The 20,724-nt window shown below is 46.4% G+C and carries 18 protein-coding genes, 1 other RNA gene and 1 pseudogene; 9 read left to right on the forward strand and 11 right to left on the reverse strand.

Going from position 1 to position 20,724, the window contains the following annotated elements; all coding sequences use genetic code 11:
- Nucleotides 1–168: 168 nt before the first annotated feature.
- The 3 genes from QT984_RS04995 to QT984_RS05005 all read right to left on the reverse strand — a co-directional run bounded on the left by QT984_RS04995 (nucleotide 169) and on the right by QT984_RS05005 (nucleotide 959).
- The gene (locus QT984_RS04995; protein WP_333056143.1) at nucleotides 169–549 is read right to left on the reverse strand and encodes a phasin-related domain-containing protein; all 381 of its coding nucleotides are present in this window, start codon (nucleotides 547–549) and stop codon (nucleotides 169–171) included.
- Nucleotides 550–572: 23 nt separating this feature from the next.
- Nucleotides 573–669: signal recognition particle sRNA small type (gene ffs, locus QT984_RS05000), an RNA gene on the reverse strand.
- Nucleotides 670–692: 23 nt separating this feature from the next.
- Nucleotides 693–959: a YciI family protein gene (locus tag QT984_RS05005; RefSeq protein WP_333056144.1), complete on the reverse strand. Its 267-nt coding sequence runs from the start codon at nucleotides 957–959 to the stop codon at nucleotides 693–695.
- A gap of 127 nt (nucleotides 960–1,086) precedes the next feature.
- Here QT984_RS05005 and QT984_RS05010 point away from each other — a divergent pair, with 127 nt between their 5' ends.
- Nucleotides 1,087–1,641 (forward strand): 2'-5' RNA ligase family protein, encoded by a 555-nt coding sequence (locus tag QT984_RS05010; protein WP_333056146.1) that lies wholly within the window; start codon nucleotides 1,087–1,089, stop codon nucleotides 1,639–1,641.
- Nucleotides 1,642–1,908: 267 nt separating this feature from the next.
- Here the strand turns inward: QT984_RS05010 and QT984_RS05015 are convergent, their stop codons facing one another.
- Nucleotides 1,909–2,595 (reverse strand): ComF family protein, encoded by a 687-nt coding sequence (locus QT984_RS05015; protein ID WP_333056147.1) that lies wholly within the window; start codon nucleotides 2,593–2,595, stop codon nucleotides 1,909–1,911.
- A 72-nt stretch (nucleotides 2,596–2,667) separates the two neighbouring features.
- On the opposite strand from QT984_RS05015, the gene QT984_RS05020 reads away from it, so the two are divergent.
- From QT984_RS05020 to QT984_RS05030, 3 genes are all read left to right on the forward strand, one after another.
- Nucleotides 2,668–5,154: a putative PEP-binding protein gene (locus tag QT984_RS05020; protein WP_333314813.1), complete on the forward strand. Its 2,487-nt coding sequence runs from the start codon at nucleotides 2,668–2,670 to the stop codon at nucleotides 5,152–5,154.
- 470 nt (nucleotides 5,155–5,624) lie between these two features.
- Complete coding sequence (locus QT984_RS05025; RefSeq protein WP_333056150.1) at nucleotides 5,625–6,071, forward strand: hypothetical protein; 447 nt, start codon at nucleotides 5,625–5,627, stop codon at nucleotides 6,069–6,071.
- Nucleotides 6,072–6,188: 117 nt separating this feature from the next.
- On the forward strand, nucleotides 6,189–6,344 hold the full coding sequence (locus QT984_RS05030) for a hypothetical protein (RefSeq protein ID WP_333056151.1): 156 nt from the start codon (nucleotides 6,189–6,191) through the stop codon (nucleotides 6,342–6,344).
- Here the strand turns inward: QT984_RS05030 and QT984_RS05035 are convergent.
- The 3 genes from QT984_RS05035 to QT984_RS05045 form a co-directional block, all read right to left on the reverse strand.
- Entirely contained in the window at nucleotides 6,341–6,628 is a 288-nt protein-coding gene (locus QT984_RS05035; protein ID WP_333056152.1) for an RNA-binding protein, read from the reverse strand. The genes QT984_RS05030 and QT984_RS05035 overlap by 4 nt on opposite strands.
- A 753-nt stretch (nucleotides 6,629–7,381) precedes the next feature.
- The gene (locus QT984_RS05040; protein ID WP_333261845.1) at nucleotides 7,382–8,947 is read right to left on the reverse strand and encodes a methyl-accepting chemotaxis protein; all 1,566 of its coding nucleotides are present in this window, start codon (nucleotides 8,945–8,947) and stop codon (nucleotides 7,382–7,384) included.
- Between the two features lie 1,207 nt (nucleotides 8,948–10,154).
- The gene (locus QT984_RS05045; RefSeq protein WP_333056154.1) at nucleotides 10,155–10,373 is read right to left on the reverse strand and encodes a hypothetical protein; all 219 of its coding nucleotides are present in this window, start codon (nucleotides 10,371–10,373) and stop codon (nucleotides 10,155–10,157) included.
- Nucleotides 10,374–10,580: 207 nt separating this feature from the next.
- Between QT984_RS05045 and egtC the strand changes: the two genes are divergently transcribed.
- From egtC to egtD, 3 genes are all read left to right on the forward strand, one after another.
- Nucleotides 10,581–11,369 carry an ergothioneine biosynthesis protein EgtC gene (gene egtC, locus QT984_RS05050; protein WP_333056155.1) on the forward strand — a complete coding sequence of 263 codons (789 nt, stop codon included), beginning with the start codon at nucleotides 10,581–10,583 and terminating at the stop codon, nucleotides 11,367–11,369.
- Nucleotides 11,341–12,660: an ergothioneine biosynthesis protein EgtB gene (locus QT984_RS05055; protein ID WP_333056156.1), complete on the forward strand. Its 1,320-nt coding sequence runs from the start codon at nucleotides 11,341–11,343 to the stop codon at nucleotides 12,658–12,660. Before egtC ends, QT984_RS05055 begins: the two co-directional genes overlap by 29 nt.
- A gap of 380 nt (nucleotides 12,661–13,040) precedes the next feature.
- Nucleotides 13,041–14,087: an L-histidine N(alpha)-methyltransferase gene (egtD, locus tag QT984_RS05060; RefSeq protein ID WP_333269765.1), complete on the forward strand. Its 1,047-nt coding sequence runs from the start codon at nucleotides 13,041–13,043 to the stop codon at nucleotides 14,085–14,087.
- A 254-nt stretch (nucleotides 14,088–14,341) separates the two neighbouring features.
- Here egtD and QT984_RS05065 read toward each other — a convergent pair whose 3' ends face one another.
- Entirely contained in the window at nucleotides 14,342–14,953 is a 612-nt protein-coding gene (locus QT984_RS05065) for a hypothetical protein (RefSeq protein WP_333056158.1), read from the reverse strand.
- Between the two features lie 410 nt (nucleotides 14,954–15,363).
- Nucleotides 15,364–15,675 (reverse strand): RNA-binding protein, encoded by a 312-nt coding sequence (locus QT984_RS05070; protein ID WP_333056159.1) that lies wholly within the window; start codon nucleotides 15,673–15,675, stop codon nucleotides 15,364–15,366.
- Between the two features lie 109 nt (nucleotides 15,676–15,784).
- Here QT984_RS05070 and QT984_RS05075 point away from each other — a divergent pair, with 109 nt between their 5' ends.
- On the forward strand, nucleotides 15,785–15,937 hold the full coding sequence (locus QT984_RS05075; protein WP_333056160.1) for a hypothetical protein: 153 nt from the start codon (nucleotides 15,785–15,787) through the stop codon (nucleotides 15,935–15,937).
- Between the two features lie 322 nt (nucleotides 15,938–16,259).
- Here QT984_RS05075 and QT984_RS05080 read toward each other — a convergent pair whose 3' ends face one another.
- Together QT984_RS05080 and QT984_RS05085 are read right to left on the reverse strand one after the other, a co-directional pair.
- A complete protein-coding gene (locus QT984_RS05080; RefSeq protein ID WP_333373406.1) occupies nucleotides 16,260–17,612 on the reverse strand; it encodes a DUF4339 domain-containing protein in 1,353 nt (450 codons plus the stop codon).
- A gap of 139 nt (nucleotides 17,613–17,751) precedes the next feature.
- Nucleotides 17,752–18,204: pseudogene (locus QT984_RS05085) on the reverse strand (site-specific DNA-methyltransferase); the annotation flags it as partial.
- Nucleotides 18,205–18,500: 296 nt separating this feature from the next.
- Here QT984_RS05085 and ribBA point away from each other — a divergent pair.
- Entirely contained in the window at nucleotides 18,501–20,192 is a 1,692-nt protein-coding gene (gene ribBA, locus QT984_RS05090; RefSeq protein WP_333056162.1) for a bifunctional 3,4-dihydroxy-2-butanone-4-phosphate synthase/GTP cyclohydrolase II, read from the forward strand.
- Nucleotides 20,193–20,724: the final 532 nt, after the last annotated feature.

Here is a 20,724-nt window from a genome sequence, read left to right on the forward strand (position 1 = left end):
TTACAGACAAGTGCAGCCAGCCTCAAGCGAAGCGATCGCACCTACTTTCAATTCTATTACCTATTGCCGGATATCCGGTCAAGTTTAACAGGACAGATATTCAAAAAGGGAACTCAAGAGTATTATCTTGAGTTCCCTTCCTGCTTTGCTGAGCGAGCTTTTTCCTGCTTAATCCCGCTTCAGCCGCCGCAATTCCTCTTGTAAATTCTGCACTTGTTCGCGGAGCTTGTCTACGCCGCCTGTCTCTTTAGCATCTTTTGCCGAGACATCTTCTTCCTCAGAAACAATTTCAATCCGCCGAGGTTCAGCGGGTTTTTCGTTCCCAGCCGAGGCTACGGGAGGCTGCTGCTGAGCCTGTTGTACCATATCGTCAACAAAGCGGCGAGCTTCTTCCGTGGACATCTCGCCCCGCTTCACCAATTCGTCTGCCAGCTTTTGGGCTTCAGTGCGTAATTCAGTTAACTTGCTGCCAGCTTTTTCACCAGCGTAGGAAGCTAGCCCGACACCAAGGTAAACTGCTTTCTGTAAAATATCTCCGAAACCAGGCATAGGAGCTACACCTCAAAAAACTGGGTGAACCGGAGACCACGCCTATTACAAGCATCCCGTGTTGCTGCTACCTTCCGGTCCTGACAAGATTTGGGCGTTGGAATCGCGTGGGTCCAGTTCATTTATGAGTATAACACAGTTATTTATTCTTCAACCACACACCAGTGATAAATTTCATAAATAACGCAACCGTTCTTCACCAGCGGGTCTTCAGCGACGATCGCCCTCGCCTCATCCATCGAACCCGCCTCAAACAGCAACATACCGCCGCCCCGCCGCCCCCAGTAGCCAGTTTTCGCTCGGTGTCCTTTAGAAATCAACTCTCGGACATAAGCTCTGTGAGCTGGCACGTATTGGTCAAAGACAGGCTTTTCGACAATTCCTTGCTCAATTTTGACAAACCAAGGCATTTTAAATTTTAGATTTTAGATTTTGGATTTTGGATTGTAGATTGGGAATGGAGTTTTTGGTACAAGCCTTGAGTAAATACTCGATTTTCCATACTCCGCCATTTCTTCCTCACTGCGATGTTATCCCATGAACCCGTCAAAACAGCGATTTTTTATTGCCCTAGTGCCGCCTCCCGATATTGAACAACACATTACTGAGATTAAACTATATTTTGCGGAACATTACAACAGCCGCGGTGCTTTGAATTCCCCGCCGCACATCACGCTGCAACCTCCTTTTCACTCGTTAGCGGAGGATGTTGCCAAATTAGAGGAAAGTTTGAACCAGTTTTCTGCAAATCGGCGGCCCATTCCCGTTACTCTATCCGGTTTTGCTGCTTTCACGCCCCGCGTCATTTACGCTGATGTTTTCAAATCGCCCGAATTGCTGGAGATTCACTCATCTTTGATGAGTTATTTGGAGGCAAATTTGGGAATTGTCGATCGAGTTTCTCAAAGTCGCCCATTTGTACCGCACATGACAGTAGCATTTCGCGATTTAACTAAGGAGAATTTTCAAACAGCTTGGTTGGAATTTGCAGGGCGATCGCTCCACTTTGAGTTTACCGCTTCGGCGTTAACTTTACTGCTTCACGACGGCAGCCGGTGGAACATCAGCAATCAATTCCCGCTTTCCGCCTAAACTCTCTCCCTTCTCTTTCTTTGCGTCAATAGCGTCTTCGCGGTTCCTTTTTCCCAAAAAATCTTGTTAGTAAATCATCATTAATCAACACTTCGGACAGTTTCATGGCTGACTCGCGAGGGGCGAGAAACCCGGTTTATACGACTTTTACCTCGATGAACGAGAACTATTCGTAGAAATCGGGTTTCTGAGGTCACAAGTGAGTCAACAAATTTGATGACTTTAGTCCTCACTACAAATCTGTTGAAATTTAAATGCCGTCACAGCTTACCTATTAATCTTATTCGGAGTTGCAAGTGCCACAGTTCCATAAACCGAAATTCCCGATTGTTCCAAAATTTTAATTGCCGACTTAACCGTAGTACCGCTAGTGTAAATATCATCAACTAACAGCACTCGATCGCGCGGGAGGCGACGACGGAAATCTTTCCCCAAACCTAAAGCATTTTTCATTTCCGCTTGGCGCTGCTGCGGCGTCAGAGCGAATAAAGCCTGAGTATTTTTCACCCGTTCCAAACCGTGCCGCTGCAAAGGCAAACCAGTCAGATCGCAAAAACTTTCAGCCAAAAGTTCCGCCTGGTTAAAACCGCGCTGCTTGAGCTTTTCTTTGTGCAGGGGAATCGGTACAACAGTTAAATTGTCTATAGCTAATTCGGGAAAACTCAGCCAAGCTTCCGCCAGCCAGCCGCCGAGAGGTTTGGCTAATTGCGGATTGCCGTCATATTTCAAAGCTGCGATCGCCCGTTTGAGAGCCCCGCCATACTCACCCCACACAAAAACACGCTGCTGTGAATGCCAAAATCGACCCGGATCGCTTAATTGACATTGCTGAAGCTGCTTGTCACAGTAGGGACAAAACTCTCCGGCGGCCGGTCGCTGACAAAGAGGACAGTTAGACTTAAGAAATAGATTGAGAAAAGATTTGACTAATCCCGTCCATTGTCGCTTGTTCATCCTAAAATTGTCGTAAGTGATTAATGGGAAAAACTATCAAATTCAATCTGTTTCCACGGACAGGCTCGCAGCGTGAAAAACCTCTACTGGTTAGACAAAATTCAACCTTCAGACAGAGATGCAGTGGGAGAAAAAGCATTTTACTTGAGCTGTTTGCTCCAGAAAAATCATCCCGTTGTACCGGGTTTTGTCGTGCCGGCTACTACATTCTGGCAGTTTTTAGAGTCGATCGACTGCCTAGAACCGCTGTTTGCTGACTGGCCACACTCTTCCCTGCACTTGAATGTCGATGAACCCAGACAACTGCAATCGATCGCCCGCAGCATCCGCCACCAAATCCTCACCGGCAAACTGCCCGATTCACTGCTCTCCACCCTAGAGTCTGCTGTTTCTCAACTCAACTCACAGTCAAACTTAAACTCCACAGCCTTAATTTTTCGCCCTTCCCTGACTTCCTGGAACCCGAAAACAGTAGGCATTTTGGAATCTCAGGCAGTACGGGCAGAACCCGAAGCCATTGGGGCCGGACTCAAACGAGCTTGGGCAGAAATGTTCAGAGCCCGAAGTCTATTTTACTGGCAGCGGTGCGGGCTGCGGGTACAGCAAATCAATCCCGCAGTTTTGGTGCAGCCACTTCAAGAAGCCATCGCCGCGGGCGAGGTGAAAACAAAGGCGGGCGCACAGTGGGAAATCCAAGCCACCAGCGGTTTGGGATTGTCCCTGGCTAGGGGAGAAACCATCCCCGATTACTATCAAGTGCAGCCGGAAACAAGCGCGGTTAAATTCCAGCGGATCGGTTACAAAACATTAGCCTACAATCTCAAAGTCGGCGATAGTGAACCGAAAAAAAAACTGCTACTGGGCAAGTTTGCTGCTTTCCCAATTCCCGATTCTCCCTTTATACTTTCTGATTTTGCTGACTGTTGCGTGCAAGTTTTAGCGCTGGGAGAAGAAGCACAAACACAATACGTTTTAGAGGAATCGCAACTGCAAGAAATCATTGAATTGAGTAAAAAAGCGATCGCCGAATTTGACTCAGATTTAATTTTGGAGTGGACGCTAAACCAGACAGAAAACAGCGGCGAACTGCAGTTTTATTTCACTCAAGTTCGTCTTGTCAAAGCGGAAAAAGTCGCGCCGGTAGAGGAAAATCCGAGATACCTCCGGCAGCCAAACTCGATCGCAAGAGCCCGAACTCCTGCCATACTCAGAGGTGTGGCAGCAGCATCAGGAAAAGCCGAAGCAATTGCCCAAGTTATGACTAATTCCCACCCAGAAAACGCGGAATTCCTAGCCGGAGGCATTTTAGTAGCCCGGACAATCGAGCCGAATTGGCTACCTTGGCTGAAGGTTGCTGCTGGGGTGGTTGCCGAACAAGGAGGTATGACAGGCCACGGCGCCATTTTAGCAAGAGAATTGGGGATTCCCGCCGTTGTGGGAGTGACCGGGGCCACGCGGGCGATCGCCTCGGGCGATTCGGTTTTGGTAGACGGCGATACCGGAGAAGTTTTTGCCCTCGCCCAACCCGATGCCATCGAGATAGCAGACAGCCGCCGACTTCTGGACACAGCAAAAAAGGCAGATATATACAGTACAGCAGCCAAAATGTCAATAGCCAAGCACCAATCTTCTACCTCCGATCGATCGTCCAATTCCGATCCTAAATCTCGACAATCTGAGTCTACTCAATATGTTTGGGGCCCACCAACGGCAACTCAACTGCTAGTTAATGTCAGCCAAACAAGTTCGATTGACCGCCTCAAAAATCTGCCAATAGACGGCATCGGATTGCTGCGATCGGAATTAATGGCATTAGAAGCTTTGGACTGTCAAAACCCCAAAGTTTGGCTACAAGACGGCCGCCAATCGGAATTTGTCGATCGCATGGCGGATTGCCTCAGCTTATTTGCTGCTGCCGTTTCCCCGCAGCCAATATTTTATCGATCTCTCGATTTACGCGAGTCAGGCGACCACGGCAGTTTCAGTTATACCTTTGAACCGGAATTATTTGATTGGGAACTCTGCGTACTTCAAAAAGTCTGCGAGTCAGGTCATACAAATGTTAATTTAATTTTGCCTTTCGTGCGATCGGTTGACGAGTTTATCTACTGCCGCCAGCGCTTAGAAACTGTTTGGAAAAACCGCTCGCCCGAATTTCAACTGTGGATTATGGCGGAAGTTCCTTCGGTGTTATTTTTATTACCAGATTACGTAAAAGCCGGGGTTCAAGGAATTTCCATCGGCACCAACGATTTAACCCAATTTCTGTTAGGGATTCACCGCAACTCCCAACAGGTAGCAGGTGCATTCAACGGGAGCGATCGAGCAGTGATGAGGGCGATCGAACAATTAATCAAACAAGCCAGGGCCGCCGGCATTCCTTGCTCGATCTGTGGCGACGCTCCCGCATTGTATCCCGATACAGTTGAATCCTTCGTGCGGTGGGGAATTTCGTCTATTTCGGTCAATGTCGATGCCGTAGAACAAACTAGCAGGGCGATCGTCCGCGCCGAACAGCGCCTGCTGCTAGAAGCCGCTCGATCGATAATTAACAATTAACCACTCCCGCACCCACTTTACCTCAGAAATCCGGTTTCTACTCTAAATCATAGCTTTGGCAAGCAGCCACCCGCTCAGCCATCGGCTTTCTAGACAACCCGTGCGTCCAGGACTATTAACAACTACAGAAGCCCGGTTTCTGAGTAGATATAGCAACCGCGCCCGACGGTTAGGAAATTCTTAATTTCTCAAACCCTGGCTTTTATTCCTTTTATTGCTTCTTCCCTCTTCCCTCTTCCCTCTTCCTTATTCCCTCTTCCTTCCACTAACATCGGATTTTAAAGCTAGGATAGAAATATAACCAATTCTTGACCACGAATTTCAAAGGTGGTACCCGCCACGTGATTTATCCGTGGAATCAATCCCAAATCGAAAATCGAAAATCCTCAAGCCCCCGCATTTATCTCGCGCAAGTCAATCCAAAATCTAAAATCTAAAATCTAAAATCGAATGACCCGGAGGTACAAACAGTGAAATCAAAAATTATTGCAACCGCAGCAATACTTGCCGCTCTCGGCTTTCTGCATCCCCATCCAGCATTATCTCAACCTGCAACTGACGGCGGGACAAAACCCGGATTCTGGCAACCTCAAGCGCAGGTTGACAATACTCGCAACATTACCCTCAGACTGTTAAATGAAACGGGATTGAACCTAGAATACGGTGAATCAGGTGGCCGCTTGTCATCCTTGCCCGTCGGAGCCAGCAGAAACATCAGTGTTCGCATCAGCAATCGTACCGGCGACATTGCCAATATTCCGATTAATGCCACAACAGCAACCACAACTTTGAAATACGACTATAACGTTGACTCGCAGACAAACATTTTGACGATTCGCATCACCAGAGCAGACGGCCGCACTAGGCAAGACCGGTCAGTTTATATTGATGAAAAAGGGCGAGTTTACTCTTTTTAAGATTAACGCTCATCAACCCGGTTTCTCCTGACAAATTTTGCTTTTAGCAGCCCGGTATCGCCCAAGAAATCGGGTTTCTAGACTAGCGTGCCTAAATTCTGTCTTGCTCAAAAAGTTATGAATCAAGTGCAGCCCACAAAGAATCGATATTTTTGTGCAGCGGATTTGACATTTCATCCCCAAAATCAACTGCTGCTTGCAATTCCGCCCTACTGGCGCACTGGTGCATCAGGTGGGTTCCGAGAGGATGTCAACCGCCGCACCGCCGACTAATATCCGTCGTTTCTATTGATACCTGCGCCTCGATTTCCCTCTTCTTTCGGTTTAGCTTTGTTCACTCGCAAGGGGCGGCCCATCCACTCTGCACCGTCTAATTCGGCAATTGCAGCGTCTTCTTGGGCATCCTCCATCATCTCAACAAATGCAAAACCGCGCATCCGACCGGTTTCCCTGTCGGTAGGCAAGACAACTCGCTTGACTGTGCCGTATTCTGCAAATACTGCTTTCAGGTCTTCTTCGGTGGCGCGGTAAGACAGATTTCCAATGTAGATAGTCATGTCGATCGAACTGAACTTGTTGTGCTATACATAATAACCTGTTAATTTAACTGTCAAGTGCTATCTAGCATACAACTGGGCGATCGACTCTAACTAAAAGGGTTTGCCGCACTCACCGAAAGCATCCAGGATACAAGCCCCCTGATTTATGCGTGGATAAATAAAAAACCTGTATCCGAGAAACTTGCCGAACGTATTTATCTCGCGCAAGTCAATGCTTCAATTCTAAAATCTAAAATCTAAAATCTAAAATCGATTGACCAACCCTTGGTACTGGCTGCAATAGTTAGCTTAATCAAAACTCATATCCTCACTCGCCCTGCGAATGAGTGAGGATATGAGTTTTGGGGCGACGAGGAATCCCACCCCTGAACAATACTTGATTTTAATCTAATCGCTGATTGGTGGGCGACGAATCACCAAGCATCTTCGGAAACATAGCGACTAACAAGGTATAATATATTAGGTTGCTCTGGGCCACGAGCGTTGATATAGCGGTTGTCAACTTTCGTGAGGTACTTGCCAATTAATTACCAATTCCCCACTTCTGCCATTCTTTAATCTAAAATTCAAATCTATACCTCATTCACTTGAGAATTACTATACACATCTCCCCAACCCTTTCCTAAACGGGGAGATGTCACCTTCAATCCTTGGGCAAAATTTGGAATTGCCAAGTGGAAATGAGGAATGCGACAAATTTTCTGTCCATCTCCTTCATCCCCAGTTTAGGATATTACTTTCTTTTCTCAATTAAACTAAGGATTTGAGATTTAAAGCCGCTTTGTTAAGTGTTTGAGTGCCAATTCGACTTTGGGTAATACCGCTGGCTGTTTCCGCTGCTCCTTTATTCAGAACATTCATCGCATCTACCACTTGCTCAATAGCGATCGCCTGCTGTTTGGTATTAAGATAAATTTGCTGACTGCTGACAACAACACTGTTAATAGCATTAGCAACATTGTTAAAATTATCCGCCGCACCTTCAGTCAATTTCAGGCTATTATCTAAAGTTTTCTTGCCCTCATCTGTTACCATCACTGTTTTATTAATGGAATTCTTAATACCGTTTATCAAATCACTAATCTGATCCGACGATTTTTTGCTTTGATCTGCCAGTCTGCGAATTTCCGTCGCCACCACCCCAAACCCCTTTCCTTGTTCTCCCGTGCGTACTGCTTCCACTGTAGCGTTAATCGCCAGCATATTAGTTTGACTAGCCAAATCGCTGACTAAATTGGTAATATTAGCAATCTGAGTGGTTTGCTGGCTCAAATTTAAAACTTGAGCGGCAATTGCTCCAACTTTTTCCGTCAAACTTAACATTCCCTGCTGGGTTTTATGCACCACTTTACTGCCTTCTGCGGCCATATTTAAGACATTACTGGCATTTTCAAGGGCTGATTGGGCTTGCATAGCTGATTGCCTCGATGATGCGCCCAATTCATCCATTGTGGTAGTTGTTTGATTAACAGAAGCAGCTTGTTGTACAGCAATACGTTCCTGTTGCTCAATTGTAGCAGCTATCTCGGTAGAAGAACTGACAATCATATTAATAATACCTTTGAGCGCTCGATCTAAAGGTTTGGCGATCGCTATGCTTAAAGATATGCCTAAAATAATCGCTATTAGCGGCCCCAATGTCATGCCCAATACTACAGCTATTTGAGTTTTTTTACGATCTTTTTCTGCGCTTCTATAAGCTTCTTCTGCTTCCTTTCGGTTGAATTCAGCTACTGCTAAAGTGGCTTGTTCAGATTTGATAAATCTAACACGAATCACCTTAGCTTGCTGACTAAGTTTATTCAAAAGGTTAGTAGCTGTGTTTGCTCTTGCCATTTCCGGCGAATTACTTTTACCCTGCTTAAGTAGTTCAATCTGCAAAGCCAAAGGATTGAAAATTCCCAGTGTTTCAAATTCTTTATTAATTAGCAGGAGTTCTTGAGCTTCCTGCTGCCACTCCTCCCAATACTTAAGCATTTGTTGATATAGTGCGTCTTCATCTGAGGTACGAGGAAGCACTTCGTATGCTTTAAAGCCATTTTGAATCTGCTGCCAAGCCTTGTCCATTCTGTTTAAAGCATCTTGCCTTTCTGCTTGACTGAGTGCGGGATGAATTAGCGCTCTTTCGGATGACTCAATTTGGGTTTGTCCCTCGTTAATTTTCAATAATGCTTCAATACTCGGTAATTTATTTTTACCGATAGTCTCTATGTGTTGACTGAGATTGGATGTTGAACTCCATCCTACCCAGGCTACTAAAAATACTAAAAGTCCCATCGTCAGAAAGGCACTGATTAGTCTGGTTTGTAAATTCATTTTTCTCAACATACTATTTCTGCTTACTTCTACTACAGTTATCCTCGCTGCAATTATGGACATATCTTGTATATTATAGCTTCTATCAGGTAGATGAATTACCTATTAAAAGTTTACATTTGAGTTTTTGCCTGTTAAAAGTAGTAATGAATTGATGAGTAAGCTGTTCGGTATTTAAAAGACGATAGTAGGGTGGGTCATTACAGAAATGTTTCCCGCATAAGCGCGTAAGTGTTAACTCCTGACCACGAATTTCAAAGGTGGTACCCGCCACGTGATTTATCTGTGGAATCAATCGAAAGCATCTCAAATCGAAAATCCTCAAGAAAGAGCATTTATCCGGGGAGTCAATTCTTTAATCTCAAATCTCAAATCTCAAATCGATTGACGCACCATACAAGCCTCGTTACTGCTTTAAATGCTCCACAGCTTATAGCAATCCTCGCATCAGTTGTACAAATATGTAGGGCTAGTGCCCTGTGCCTACCCCCCACGGATTGGGGCAACCGGGCGTGAGTTTTGCCCCTACAACAATTACACAATTCACTTAGAATCGCTATAAGCTGTTGCGGCCTTTAAATTATATGTCAAAAAACAATCAAACTTTTGTGGGGATTAGGGTTGGGCTTCTAGCCCGCCCCTAATATAGAATTTAAATGCGCGACAGCTTATAAGTTAATTTAATAAGGAAAATGATACAATTATATTTGAGGATTTTATGCTCAGGTAACTTACCGAGATTATGGAAAAATGCTTTGGGAGTGATGGAGAATAATCATAGAAACACACAAAATAATTAAATAAAGTAATCAATAAAAAGGGCGAAAGTAATATACTTGTCGCCCCCTTCGCCTGATTTATCATAAACCTGAAAAATTAGGATCAAAATTTAAAAAATTTTTCAGTTTTATTCAAAAAAAAACATCAATAATTAGGAAATGCGATCGAGTTTGCATTTCGTCAACTTTCTCAGCAAGATATTTGGAACTGGTTTACACACTGGTGTTATTGTACTTCATCTATCTGAAAAAGGTTATACGGGAATCGCTTGTGTCTGTGCAGACTTACTAGCGGGAAGTGAGCAATTCAATCTAGCCAAGTGTGGAAATCCCGTCAGGGAAAAACGCGAAAAGCCAAAGTGTGAAGTTTGGAAGCCCACGCCATAACTGTAATCAGTTTGGCGTTGGGATGATGTTACTGCTTTTCCTTAGTCGATCGAGATTGACTGAGGCCCGCTGCTTTTACCGTTGGTGGGTTCGGCTGGGGGAGTAGTGTAGGAAGTTGAACCAGCTTGCTCGTCGATCCAGCTTTTAACGGGATCTTCGTGAAGGTTGAGTCGAAGCAGGCCAGATAAAAATCCGCCCGCGAAGGCGATCGGCTGTTCGATCAATTCTTTCGCCATTGGGATGAGTTCGTCGATGAACATTCAAGAGTCTCCTTGTGTTGCAGGGGTTCTACCTTAACTGTATCGTTTGTACTGCGATGCTGGCAGCAGGCTACCAAAAACCTTGTTGTCAGCGCTGAAGATGGGCGATCCTCTTCGTTGGCGTAGCCCCCGTAGGGGCGGGCTTCGCTAACGGGCAATTTTTCGGCTAATGACTTACAATGCTAATCAAATTGCTGCAAAAATTTTATGTGCCGTTTGCTTGGCTACCTCGGGGAGCCGATTTTACTCGATGCTATTCTGTACAAGCCGGAACATTCCCTAATTGTGCAGAGTTACGATCCCCGCGAAATGACTTCTGGCCTACTCAATGCTGACGGTTTTGGTATTGGTTGGTATCACCCGCACCTAGATACTGACCCGTTTACTTATAAAAATGTACAGCCAATTTGGAGCGACATTAACCTTCCGAGTATCAGTCGATTCGTTGAATCTGGATGCGCGATCGGATATGTTCGCAGTGCAACTTCAGGACAAGCTGTAGATTTGAGCAACTGTCAGCCGTTTCAGAACGATCGCCTGCTGTTCGTACACAACGGCTTCGTGAAGAATTTTCGGCAAACTCTTTACAGACCAATTCGCGATCGGCTCAGCGATACGCTGTATCAATCAATTAACGGTACTACAGATTCTGAGCATATCTTCGGCTTGTTTGTCAATGAATTGACAGCCGGAAATCTGACCGTACAAGCAGCTTTGCAAAAGTCGCTGAAAACTTTGGCAGAGCTAGCAAACTTTCACCAAGTAGAATTTTCAGCTAATATAATTATCAGCGACGGACACCAGCTCGTTGCCTCTCGCTTTGCTTCCCAAAAAACCCCTCCTTCCCTCTATTGGCTGCGGGACGATTTAAATTTCCCGAATTCTGTCATCATTGCTTCTGAACCTTTATTTGCTGGCAATTGGCACTCGTGCCCAGTCCAGAGCATTATCAGTACCGGAGTAGAGCGTGATCTCGAAATCTATCCAATCTTGTAGAGAGGCAATTTATCGCGATTTGCAGCAGTGTCGCCGCGGCACTTTCAAGCTATTTGCCGACATCGACTACGATACTTTTTGTCGTCAAGCTCATCCTGATTTCAGTCCAGTTGGCTGGCACTTAGGTCACATTGCTTATACTGAGGATTTGTGGCTGTTGCAGCGGTGTGCTGGCTTGGAACCGGTCTTTCCTCAGTATCACCAACTGTTTGCTGCTGATATTTTGCCGAAAAAACAACGGGTTTTTCTGCCCGCGTTACCTGAAGTTGAATTATATCTGGACGCGGTGAGAAAAAAGGTGTTAGATTATTTGGAAGTCGCGCCGATCGACGAGCAAGAACGTCTGTGGCGGTTTATTATTCAGCACGAAAGCCAGCACTGCGAAACTGTTGCTTTCGTGTTGCAAATGCACAGGAAGAAGGAAGGAAGGCACGACACGGATTTGGACACGGATACACGGATTAATTCTCTACAAGACAGAGGAATAAAGCAGCAGAAATTCCCAATTCCCAATTCCCAATTCCCAATTCCCAATTCCCGATGCCCAATTACCGATTTGGCGATTGAAATTCCGGGCGGGGAATTTTACATGGGAAGCGATGCTGCTGAGGCTTTGGATAATGAGCGATCGCGCCACCTATGTTATTTAGAAGCATACTCGATCGATCGCTATCCCGTCACTTGCCGTGAATACCGAGATTTCATGGAATCCGGCGGCTATCAAAACCCTGATTGGTGGTCAGCGGACGGCTGGAAATGGCTGCAAGTCGAAGCCGTCTCTCAACCGCTTTACTGGTCAGAAAATCCAGCTTTCAACAACCATCCAGTCTGCGGCGTGAGTTGGTACGAAGCCGAAGCTTACTGCAACTTTATCGGCAAGCGTTTACCATCGGAAGCCGAATGGGAAAAAGCTGCGAGTTGGGACGCCACAAATCAAACATATCGCATCTATCCTTGGGGAGAAGAACCGCCAAACGGCAGCCTGTGCAATCACGGCAATAATATTGCCAATACTTCGCCAGTTGATGCCTTTCCCAAAGGAGCAAGTGCGGCAGGCTGCTATGATATGTTGGGCAATGTTTGGGAGTGGACTGCTTCAACCTTTGACGCCTATCCGGGATTTGAAAGTTATCCTTATAGGGGATATTCTCAAGTTTATTTTGATGGAGAACACCGGGTTTTGAAAGGGGGGAGTTGGGCGACTTTTCCGCAGGCTCTGCGATCGACCTTTCGGAATTGGTATTATCCGGGCGTGCGGCAAATTATTGCTGGTTTTCGCTGCGCTAAGTAGTTTGCTAGGTAATTATAATTACCATCAAGTTTGTTCGTATTAAGGAATTTAGTCAGCGGATTTTTCAAATCAACAAATTCCTTAATACTTGCCTTAGAAAGCTTATTTGACGAACATCAGATAAAGGGCTGGAGAGGGAATTGGGGACAAAATTTGTTTGCAAAATTCCCAACATTTTTCCATGTGACAAGCTCAAATAAAACAAGTTTGGTTAAGTATTCAATAATTTTTGTGGATAAATTTTAAGTTTTAATTGTGGATGCGAGATCCATCGGGTGAGACAATACAGAACGGAGAGTCACCTGAAAAATCTGACTTGATCGCGATATTTGGCAACGCGACTGCGTGCTATACCCATGTGTGCATCTAAAAATTACTTTATGAAATCCCCAAGACTGTCCGACACAACCAACTCAGCCTCAACAAAAGAAAACCGGCTGCACTTAGAGCGACTGGTGAGCGCTGCGGCACCGACACCCGCAGAAATCAATGCTGGCAGCGATGCAGTTAGCGGGTTGACTCAAACCCCCAAATCCCTGCCTCCAAAGTATTTCTACGACGATCGCGGATCGAAGCTGTTTGAGTTGATTTGCCAGTTGCCGGAATACTACCTGACACGCACTGAGACGGCAATTTTGCAGGGATGCGCGGGGGCGATCGCCAATTTAACGGGCCCCTGCGAAATCGTCGAACTCGGCAGTGGCAGTTCCACCAAAACTCGGATTCTCCTTGATGCTTACAGTCAACTGGAATATCCCCTGCACTATTTGCCGATCGACATCAGTCCTACTATCCTAGAAAGCAGCGCTTGTCAACTGTTGGCAGATTATCCGTCGCTCCAGATTCACGGACTTGTCAGCACTTACGAATTAGCCTTAGCTAAAATTGCACCGTCGCCGTTGCCAACCCGAATGATTTGCTTTCTCGGCAGTACCCTCGGCAATCTCAACGCTCAAGAATGCGATTTGTTCTTCTCGCAAATTGTCGGTGCATTGCAGCCGGGAGAGTATTTTTTGCTGGGAATTGACTTGGACAAATCTAAGGATATTTTAGAGCCTGCCTACGATGACAGTCAAGGAGTAACGGCAGCATTTAACTTGAATATGCTGCGACATTTAAATCGAAAATATCAGGGAAATTTTGATTTAGCACAGTTCGAGCATTGGGCTTTTTACAATCAAGAGGAATGTCAAATTGAAATGCACTTGAAAAGTAAAAAAGCGCAAACAGTGCACTTGCGTTCTCTCAATTTAACGGTTGAATTTGCAGCGGGAGAAACTATCCGCAGCGAAATATCGCGCAAGTTCAATCTCACTACTGTAAAAAAAGAACTGTCGCAGCGTGGTTTAATGCCGGTGCAAGTTTGGACAGATCCAAATCAGTGGTTTGGCTTGATGCTTTGTCAAATTTCTGATGTTAATAAATGAGTTCTTCAGATATTACGCACAGTCAGGACACGGCACTGCCCTGTCCCTGCAAATCGGGCGATGGCGTCGGGTTCTCGCCCGTGCTACGACGTTTTGGGGTAGGGACACGGCACTGCCGTCTCCTCAATTTCTGTGTTGTCGATGGTTCTGAATTCAGGATATCCTCTTAGGAATGAGAATTAAATAACTTCCACAATAACAATTAAAATTGTAAGTTATTTAATTCGCGATCCTTAGCAATTACTAATTACCAATTAACAAATCGGCCGCTGTCCGGGTTTGACGGCGTGAATGTACTCACTGCCCGAGGTTGGCCATCCCCGCTTATAATAAGCTTCCTCCGGCTTCCCCCAGCCCAACTGCAACAAAATTTCTAGAAAATCCAACTTTTCCCACTTGGAGAGATTGGCCCATTCTGTGCGCTGGGCTATAGCTTCTACATCAACCGGCTCGATCGATCGAAAATCCTTCCCGCTGTTAATGCTTAAATACAAATCCATCCCCGCAGTTACCTGCTGCCAGAATTCCAACATAGCAATCTTAGCTGCCTTCAACGTAATCAAATCAACCGGTAGAGCTATTAATTCGTCATCCACTGCCGGATAGCGTAGAGTATTGCCTTTAACCGCCATTTCCCGCCAGACAATCCCAGAAACTTGATGTTCCCGCTGGTATTCGTGCACAGCCGCCTTAAAATTTTGATAAGCAGTGAACTTCTGAACTCCCTCAGACTTGAGAAAGCGGTCAATCACGGGGTTGCCTGTAGCAGAAGTTTGAGTCAAGTTGAGACGCCGCCCATGCAAGCAGGCTTGGCGCTCTTCTTCGAGGATTTTAATGAGTTCCGCCGTGCTGTAGACCTTGGACATCTTTATTGAGGCAAAATCAAGATATTGGCTGATATTCGGCTGGTTTTCTCGACTAATCTTCGGTAAAGATAGTTTGGCTGTTCTGGGCAATATTCAGTTTTGCCGTTATTCTAACTTTTCTTGCTGCTTAATTGTAGTTTGATAGTTTACAGGAGTCGATCGGCGAAATCCCGACAGCCTCTTAAAAAAAGCAGTTAAGAGGGTACTGAATCACGAACTAGACTGGGAACTGCACCGCCGACGTACCTCGCGGGATTTTTCGCCAAAAACAAAGCCCCCTCCAAGGAGGGGGCAAAACTGATGCCAGAGGTTTGGGAGTTTTATTTGATGGGTCGATCGAACAACCCGAAAAAAAAGCAGCATTCGCACCTGCCGTCAACTACCAAAACTCAAATTTTCAGTCTCAAAGTTTAGTAGCGTCCGCGTGCAGGGCGATCGTTGTCGCCCCAGCCGCCGCCCGAGGGGCGTCTGTTGTTGTTTTCGCGAGGTTTGGCTTTGTTGACTTTCAAGTCGCGGCCCATCCACTCAGCACCGTCTAAAGCTGCGATGGCTGCTGCTTCTTCTGCCTCGCTTGCCATTTCCACAAAAGCAAAACCCCGCATCCTGCCTGTTTCCCGGTCCACTGGCACTTGGACGCGGCTTACAGTACCGTACTCGGCAAATACTTCGTTGAGGTCGTCTGATGTTACCTCATATGAAAGATTACCCACGTAAATCGACATAAAATCTCCAGAATCATTAGGGTGCAGAGACTTAGATTCGGAGAGACGCTTGTAAATAAACACCAACAAACTACGCAACCGAATTTAATTCTTGGAAAACCACTATAACATGAAGCCAGCAGAATCAGCAATTGGCTGGCATAATTTTCAATTTTGGGTGCCGTCGGGCAATCGCCAACAGAAAGTATTCGTGATAACTGACATCTTACACTCTTGGCCTCATCCACTTGGTTTCTTGCTGCGCGATCGACCTGATATCTGAGATTTTTAGTCCCTGTTACCAGGTTGATTGGGTCTGATTGAGAACAGCGCCTGAGATTCAGTTATAACTGACAAAGTTCATCGACTACTTTAGACATTGACTTGAATATTCGGTTAGTGAAAAAACCTGACGGTCAATTGAGTACATTTAGACCGCAGGCTTCTTTTTCCTTTGTTTCAAAGGCTTTTTATAGTGAGGTAGTTCCACCCCCACTTGCTAATATACTATCAGATTATTTCCAGATTATCAAGGGATATAGCGCTACTTTCTGGGCAGTGCGATCGTCTTAAGCGCCGATCGACGTGCGGTGACTTGTACTGTCTTATTTTTGAGTGAGGTACGACGCTAATTCTGGAATTTCACCGGCGCGCTGCCACTCGGCTTCCCCGCGCCGCACTTTGGTTCGGGCTGTGATTTCCTGAACTTCCCATAATTGCAATTTGGTATAGGGCCCTTTGGCTTCACCGCTGCGAAAGACGTACCATTGAGCAACTTCAGGAGTTGGCTGGGTCGATCGTCTTACTGACTTCATCCGATTCATTCCAGTTGTGGTTTTGAGCTGATTTAGCTCTTGTTCTACCGGATTGGGAGGCGCTGAGTTAGAATTGGGCGATCGCTTTTTCTTAGCTTCCGGCTTACCTCTAGCAATTTCTACTTCGCGCGGCCACCCCCAGAAATGCCACACCGCCACCCACACTAGCGCCACGGCCGATCCTAAAATATCTTCTTGTGTTTCTGACCATTCTTTCGACTCTCCAAACAGCAGAAAACCGATCGCACCGAGTACGATCGCTATGAGGTTTAGGTAAATTAGGTTGGTAGTGTCGTTAGCTGCTAAGTGCCAACTGGTTGTGTGCCGAACAAAAGATTGGCTGGTTGCTGTTTTGTTGTGTTTCCAGGCTTTTCGGGCTTGAAGGCGACTGTAACCAGGAGAGTCAGCGGGCCACCAAGTCGCGGCCCAATTAACTAGATGCGCGGACCAATACTGCAAAGCTGCATATCCCACTATCCCGCTTAGCAGTACGCAAATAACTAACAGAAAGGTTGTCAGCGACAGTAGCTGTATTGGCACGATTTCTGCCGTCGCAACAGTTAGCAGAAAAAACGGAGTACCAGTTAATACTGGAACTAACAAAAGTTCAAGTATCTTTAGAAGGTCTGCATAGAAAATCCCTAAGAATTTAACAATAATTTTAAGCAGCTTTGCAAAGCGGAAGTGATACAGGTAAGCAGAGGCGATCGCACTTCCTAGAATTACAGCAACGAGGGCGCCCGAAAAGCTTCTGATCGGCAGCATAAAAAAGGCAGTCGGCGGAATTCCCATCAAAATCGCAGCAGGTAGCGTCAGAAATGCGATAATGCCTTCCCTCCAGTGGTGCCAAGCCGATACAGTCGGCGGTTGCTGATTGTGTCGGCGAATTTCCACCCACTCTGCAAGCTTGGTTAACCCCCAGTGATAGAAAGCAAATAACCAGATTTGGCACAACCAAGCAAGTACGATCGGGGATTCCCAGTCAGAGCTCCTGATGGTGTACCAGTACGTCCTGCTAAATCCGTAGGAATAGTAGTAAGCATTGGGCCACAGCAAAGAAACAATCAGCCAAAAGCTAATGCTTAAGGCAAACCCTCTGCCGCACGATCTAGGATCGGGGAGGAATTTCGGCCAATTATTCATGGTTGGGATAATTTGACGGGATATCAATATTGTCCCATTGCGCCGAGCGTTCTGGGCTGTGCGATCTTAAGCGCCGATCGCTTGAGACCGATCGCCCGATCTGGGACTATTTAAATTAAGTTGCTGAAATTTACCAACTTTAGAATAAAGATAACTTTGCTTCTGCCAGTTCCTTGTCCATCAAAAAATCATCTATTCTACTAGCGACAATCTGACAGTAATCAGCCCTAATTTCAAATCCAATAACTTGTCGCTGCCAACCCAGAGCCACAATTGCTGTAGTCTCGGAACCCATAAACGGATCTAAAACAATTTCGTTTAAATTCGAGGCCGACTTGATGATGCGATCGACAACAGCAACAGGAAATTTAGCGGGGTGAGGCGTACGTTCTTTTGAAGCTCGGTTTTTCCCCGACGTAACTTTTGGGAACTGCCAAACATCCGTCGGATTTTTGCCTTTTAAGTTTACTTTAATCTTGCCGTTCTTTTTCTGATTCGGATATTTCACATTTGGGTCGCGCACTTCATCCAAATTAAATGTATACTTGTCTTGATTTTTCACATACCAGAGAAACTTTTCATTGCGGGGTGAAAAGAACTTGCAGCCCGCAACTCCCGCGCCTTAGTTCCAGACAACTTTTTGAATCAGATAAATTAGGCAATTAGGAGCTTGGAAGTACGGTTTACCTAAAATATTCGCGATCTCAGTCAAGCTCATGAAATATTGGGGAGAGATTTTGTTGACAAGATGCAATAATTATAGTAAGTGACTTGAGAAATATTGTCAAACTCATCTGGATTGGCCGATCGCCCTGCCGGATACAAAAGGTTACAATCACAAATAGATTCTATTTCCATAACATTACTGTTTATAGATTGAACTGCTCAGTGACAAATAACAACACCTCAACTCAATCCTTTCAATTTGACTCAATTGACAGCGCCCTCGTAGACCTCAAAGCAGGTCGCCCCCTGGTAGTAGTCGATGACGAAAATCGCGAAAACGAAGGCGATGTGATATGTGCCGCCCAATTCGCCACCCCCGACAACATCAATTTTATGGCCGTGAACGCGCGGGGTTTGATTTGTCTGGCATTGAGCGGCGAAAGGCTCGATCGCCTGGAACTGCCCCTCATGGTCAGCAAAAACACTGACAACAACCAAACTGCCTTCACCGTCAGCATCGATGCAGTCAACGGCGTCAGTACCGGTATCTCCGCCGAAGACCGGGCACGCACCATCCAAGTCGCCATCCACCCGGACACCAAACCTCAAGACTTGCGCCGTCCCGGTCACATTTTCCCCCTGCGGGCGATCGACGGTGGCGTCCTCAAACGCGCCGGTCACACCGAGGCCTCGGTTGACCTCGCCAGACTCGCTGGCCTGTATCCCAGCGGCGTCATCTGCGAAATTCAAAACCCCGACGGTTCGATGGCGAGGTTGCCGGAATTAATCGACTACGCCAAAACCCACAACCTCAAAATAATCAGTATTGCCGACTTAATTAGCTACCGGCTCAAGCACGATCGATTCGTCCGCCGCGAAACCGTCGCCAAATTGCCCACTCAATTCGGCGAGTTTATGATTTACGCCTACCGCGACACCCAAGACAACTCAGAACACGTTGCTATTGTCAAGGGCGACCCGGCAGAATTTAAAGACAAACCCGTGATGGTGCGGGTGCATTCCGAATGCCTGACCGGCGATGCTTTGGGTTCCCTGCGCTGCGACTGCCGGATGCAACTGCAAGCGGCACTGAAAATGATCGAAAATGTCGGTTCTGGCGTCATAGTTTACTTGCGCCAAGAAGGTAGGGGCATTGGATTGGTAAATAAACTAAAAGCTTACTCGCTGCAAGATTTGGGATTCGATACAGTCGAAGCCAACGAACGGTTAGGATTTCCCGCCGACTTGCGGAACTACGGCGTCGGAGCACAAATGCTCAACGATTTGGGAGTTCAAAAAATTCGCTTGATTACCAACAACCCGCGCAAAATTGCAGGGTTGAAAGGTTACGGGATTGAAGTAGCCGATCGCGTCCCCTTACTAATTGAAGCCACAGATTACAACTCGATCTATCTGGCAACAAAAGCCGAAAAACTCGGTCATATGCTACTGCAAACTTATTTAGTAACAGTGGCGATTCAGTGGAACGAAAAAGCAGAAGGAAAAGAGGAAGATTCTGCCATTCAAAATCGGTACGAACACCTCGAAAAACTGCGGCATTTGGCGGCTAACCAGCACTTGCTGCTGCAAGAAGAAGCGCGGCCGGTGGGCATAGCCCTGTTCGGAGAAGGCTCTCTCATCGTTCACCTGGGCTTCGATCAAGCCGGACTCGCAGCCCCCGACTGGTACTCGGAGGTAAACCATCCTTACGTCAAGGCGATCGGCCAAATTCTGGGTGAAATCAGCAATGAGCCGAATTTGCAAACATTAGAATTCATGGTTTCCTCCGGTGCAGATCCGCTCAAAACCCTGCAAGTCCAGCTCGATCGCGAGACATTCGTTTTGCCGGAATTAACCGGAATTTGCGATCGGCTCGAACCTCAAAAAATCTACAGTTTTGCTCCTCTTCCCTGAAGGCAGAAGGTAGAAGCCAACCCCCCCCTACCCAGGGCAGTTTCATTCTCTTGTAGGGGCAATCCCCCTGTGGTTGCCCCGATATCTGAAACCCCGACCCGCTCGTCTATGGTGGGGCGGGCACTCTTGGCACCGCCCCTACAAAAGCCTGATTTTCCGTAGGGGCAATCCGACCCCTACTCCCCGTGGTTGCCCCGAAACAGCCTTGCCCCTACCCCAGCAGGGGGGAAGGCTGAAGCCAAGAAAAACTGTCAATTTCAGAACAATACTTGTTGATATCAGCATCTTCCTTTCGTCAGAAAGCAGCCACCAATAAAAACAGTGAATAACAATGTTGATTGCCGTCTAATATTATGTCCGGTCGATTACCAGAAATCAGGTAGGGGCGGGTAAACCTGCCAATATCGGCCCATAATTGACCATCTCAAAAACCCGCCCGGCCGAGATATTATGGTCAATGTTGATTGCCGTCTAATATTATGTCCGGTCGATTACCAGAAATCAGGTAGGGGCGGGTAAACCTGCCAATATC

Source organism: Microcoleus sp. Z1_B2 (assembly GCF_036700325.1).
GTDB lineage: Bacteria > Cyanobacteriota > Cyanobacteriia > Cyanobacteriales > Microcoleaceae > Microcoleus.

Excerpts from the sequence above, each read along its gene's own strand:
- egtD (WP_333269765.1), top strand. The coding sequence starts at position 13,041 with ATGAAATCCCCAAGACTGTCCGACACAACCAACTCAGCCTCAACAAAA.
- QT984_RS05005 (WP_333056144.1), bottom strand. The coding sequence starts at position 959 with ATGCCTTGGTTTGTCAAAATTGAGCAAGGAATTGTCGAAAAGCCTGTC.
- QT984_RS05080 (WP_333373406.1), bottom strand. The coding sequence starts at position 17,612 with ATGAATAATTGGCCGAAATTCCTCCCCGATCCTAGATCGTGCGGCAGA.
- QT984_RS05035 (WP_333056152.1), bottom strand. The coding sequence starts at position 6,628 with ATGACTATCTACATTGGAAATCTGTCTTACCGCGCCACCGAAGAAGAC.
- QT984_RS05015 (WP_333056147.1), bottom strand. The coding sequence starts at position 2,595 with ATGAACAAGCGACAATGGACGGGATTAGTCAAATCTTTTCTCAATCTA.
- QT984_RS05070 (WP_333056159.1), bottom strand. The coding sequence starts at position 15,675 with ATGTCGATTTACGTGGGTAATCTTTCATATGAGGTAACATCAGACGAC.
- QT984_RS05065 (WP_333056158.1), bottom strand. The coding sequence starts at position 14,953 with ATGTCCAAGGTCTACAGCACGGCGGAACTCATTAAAATCCTCGAAGAA.
- QT984_RS05030 (WP_333056151.1), top strand. The coding sequence starts at position 6,189 with ATGAATCAAGTGCAGCCCACAAAGAATCGATATTTTTGTGCAGCGGAT.
- egtC (WP_333056155.1), top strand. The coding sequence starts at position 10,581 with ATGTGCCGTTTGCTTGGCTACCTCGGGGAGCCGATTTTACTCGATGCT.
- QT984_RS05045 (WP_333056154.1), bottom strand. The coding sequence starts at position 10,373 with ATGTTCATCGACGAACTCATCCCAATGGCGAAAGAATTGATCGAACAG.
- QT984_RS05010 (WP_333056146.1), top strand. The coding sequence starts at position 1,087 with ATGAACCCGTCAAAACAGCGATTTTTTATTGCCCTAGTGCCGCCTCCC.
- QT984_RS04995 (WP_333056143.1), bottom strand. The coding sequence starts at position 549 with ATGCCTGGTTTCGGAGATATTTTACAGAAAGCAGTTTACCTTGGTGTC.
- QT984_RS05040 (WP_333261845.1), bottom strand. The coding sequence starts at position 8,947 with ATGAATTTACAAACCAGACTAATCAGTGCCTTTCTGACGATGGGACTT.
- QT984_RS05075 (WP_333056160.1), top strand. The coding sequence starts at position 15,785 with ATGAAGCCAGCAGAATCAGCAATTGGCTGGCATAATTTTCAATTTTGG.